Source organism: Pseudomonadota bacterium (assembly GCA_026388255.1).
Lineage (GTDB): Bacteria > Desulfobacterota > Syntrophorhabdia > Syntrophorhabdales > Syntrophorhabdaceae > JAPLKB01.
This window is the reverse complement of sequence record JAPLKC010000122.1, coordinates 1-2,938: the sequence shown is the minus strand read 5'-3', so window position 1 is coordinate 2,938 and position 2,938 is coordinate 1. Positions and strand designations below refer to the sequence as shown.

Sequence of the window (2,938 nt, the reverse complement as noted above, 5' to 3'; positions counted from 1 at the left end):
ATGAAGAACTATCGAAATACATAGGGCAGGGTAGGTACTATGAAGTTATTGCTTTTCATAAGAAGGAGCTGGTGGAGTGCAGCCAGGGAAAGGCCGAATATGGGGGCAGCACAAGCACCTGTTGTTTTGGCAACCACATGAAACTGGGCGATGCATACATGGAAATTGGATTTTATGAAGAGGCGTTAGAGCATTATTTGCTGGCAATGAAATATGCAAAGATTTTGCAGGAGGATTTGAATGCTCAACTGGAGGATTTGAGGGCTAAATATGGTTCAACTTTACCCAAATATATCTCTGATAAATCTTCATCTGCACTTGGAAATTTAATAAAACTACCCCAACATGAATTACTGAAAAAGATCAGCAAAATCTTTTTGACTCTCGGCAACCATGATGAGGCCTTAAAATATGCCAGGGAAGCGTCAAGCATCAAAGGATCGGAATCTATGGAACAGCTTAATATTGAGACTGTGAACGCCTCTAAAATGCTGAAGGGCAAAAGGCCGGACCTTGTTGAGAATCTTCCCGGGTATCTTAAATCGTCTGTATTGGCTATGAAAACCATGGAATATCTGGACCTTGCCGATCTTTATGCAATGAATGGCAACAATGCAGAGGCATTGAAGTTTTGCGAGGAAGGTCTTAAGGCCATTGATGAGGCGATTAGTTTAAGCAAAGACGGTATACTGATGGGGAACGTGCTTATCTTGTCCGACATATTCCTCAAAAAAGGAACATTGCAGATGCGCATGAAGAACTATCCTGCCGCAGAGCTTTCCTTCCGCGAAACAGAAAGGGTGCTTGACTACCATAAGAAAAATGTAGCTGAAAATCCCGAATTGCAAAAGGAGGAACGAAAGTGGCATACATTCAAAATCAAAATCGAAAAACATCTCCCCTCCTCCCTTGCTTCTCTTGCTCTCGCCACTGGCCGCTATCAGGATGCCTTAACTCACCTCAACAACATAGATATTCAGGGAAACGACGTCCTGTCAGACAGGATTGTCTATCATACACAGCGAGGGGAAGTCCTCTCACATCTTGGCCAAACAAAGGATGCTGCAATGGAGTACCTGAAGGCTGCTCTTCTTGTTGAGGAGGCGAGGGGGAGGCTCAGAAAGGCTCAGGAAGGGTTCATGGGAGCAGAGGATAGGGTCAAGTCCTACCGTGGAATTGTTTCTGTATTAGCTGAACGGGCTCTCAAGGGAGACCTGTCTGACCCTTCTTTCAGCGCCTATGGCAGAGACCTCAAACAGAGCGCTTTTTACTTCGCTGAATCAACAAAGGCCCGCACCCTTCTCGATGTTATAGCAGCCTCGGGGAGGAAGACCCATGATGTGACAATCCCAAAGGACCTTCAGGAAAAAGAGGCAATGCTTGCAGGCGAACTCTTTGCTGTTGAAGGTGAATGGTCTGCAGCCTACACGAAGGGAGAGGCGGCTTTGACCCAATTACGCCAGAAAAAACAACAGCTTACTTCTGAGCTTAATACTCTCATCGGGCATCTTCGCCAGGACTATCCCCGTTATGCATCGCTCAAGTATCCCTCCCCCGTTATTGCAGAGAATATCCCTCTCAAGACCAACGAAGTCCTCCTCGAATATGCCCTTGGTGATGAAGCGACGTATCTCTTTGTCATCCGCAAAGGGGGAGCAGTAAAACTGATCAAAATCACTGTCCGGAAAGAAGTTCTGGAGACAAAGATAAAGACCTTCATGGAGCCCTTAAACGCACAGCAACATGCCATGTTCTCTCCAGGGTTAGCCGGAGAGCTTTATAACCTCCTCCTTGCCGATGCCCTTAAAGAGGTAAAGAAAACCGATAAAGTCATCATTGTTCCAGACGGTATCCTTGGGCTTCTCCCCTTCGAAACCCTCGTTATACAAGAAGGGAAGGATTCCAGGGATAGTGTTTACATAGGAGACAGATTCACTATCACTTACGCCCAATCAGCAACCGTACTTGCATTGAACCGTATGCTGAATCCCACTAAAGCAACCAAACCCCTCTTTGCCCTGGGCAATCCATTTTACAGCAAAGATGATCCTCGCTATATTGCCTTTAAACAAGGTACACCACAGCCGGTACTTCTTGCCCAAAATCTCGATCAGTATGCCTTCCGTGGTCTTGCTACAAGACGTGAATGGGGACAGGTTTTAAAGGATGATAAAGAGGGCAAGCCGCTTATCTATACTCCTCTTCCCGAAACTGAAGGAGAGGTAAGACAGATTGCAAAGCTCTTCAATGCCCAACCGAATCCCCCTGACATTCTTCTTGGAATCAATGCCAATGAAACTACTTTCAAACAGACCCCCCTTGCTGGCTACCGCTATCTTCACTTTGCCACTCACGGTGACCTCCCGGGAAAACTGCAAGGTATTAACGAACCCTTTTTACTCCTCGGTCAGGTAGAGAACCAGGGGAATGACAATGGATTCCTGACCCTCTCAAAGGCGCTTGGACTCAAGCTCGATGCAGACATGGTTCTGCTCTCTGCCTGTATGACCGGCAGAGGCAAGGTTATGGAAGGGGAAGGTGTTGTGAACTTTGCCCGTGCTTTTCAACACGCAGGGGCACGCTCTGTAGTTGTATCTCTCTGGGAAGTTGCATCCCAGGAGACCGTAGAATACATGACCACATTCTACCGGTATCTCAAAGAAGGCAAATCCCGCTCAGAGGCTCTCTTACTCACCCGCAGCGCAATGAAAAAGAAATACCCCAATCCCTTCTACTGGGGGCCCTTTGTGCTGTATGGGGAGGGATAGTAATAGTAATAGGAATAGGAATAGGAATCAATCTTGATGCACTCGTAAAAAGTTGTAAAACCGTCACTCCCGTGAAAACGGGAGTCCAGAACACATTGAAATCACTGGATTCCCACGCTTGTGCCCTTCAGGGTATTCGTGGGAATGACAAAACAACAGAAATATGACTT

Annotated in this window: 1 protein-coding gene; it reads left to right on the top strand. The window is 46.6% G+C overall.

Annotation, left to right across the window (positions count from 1 at the left end; genetic code table 11):
* A partial coding sequence (locus NT178_17435) for a CHAT domain-containing protein (GenBank protein MCX5814305.1) occupies positions 1 to 2,768 on the top strand: 2,768 nt, incomplete at its 5' end.
* Positions 2,769 to 2,938: the final 170 nt, after the last annotated feature.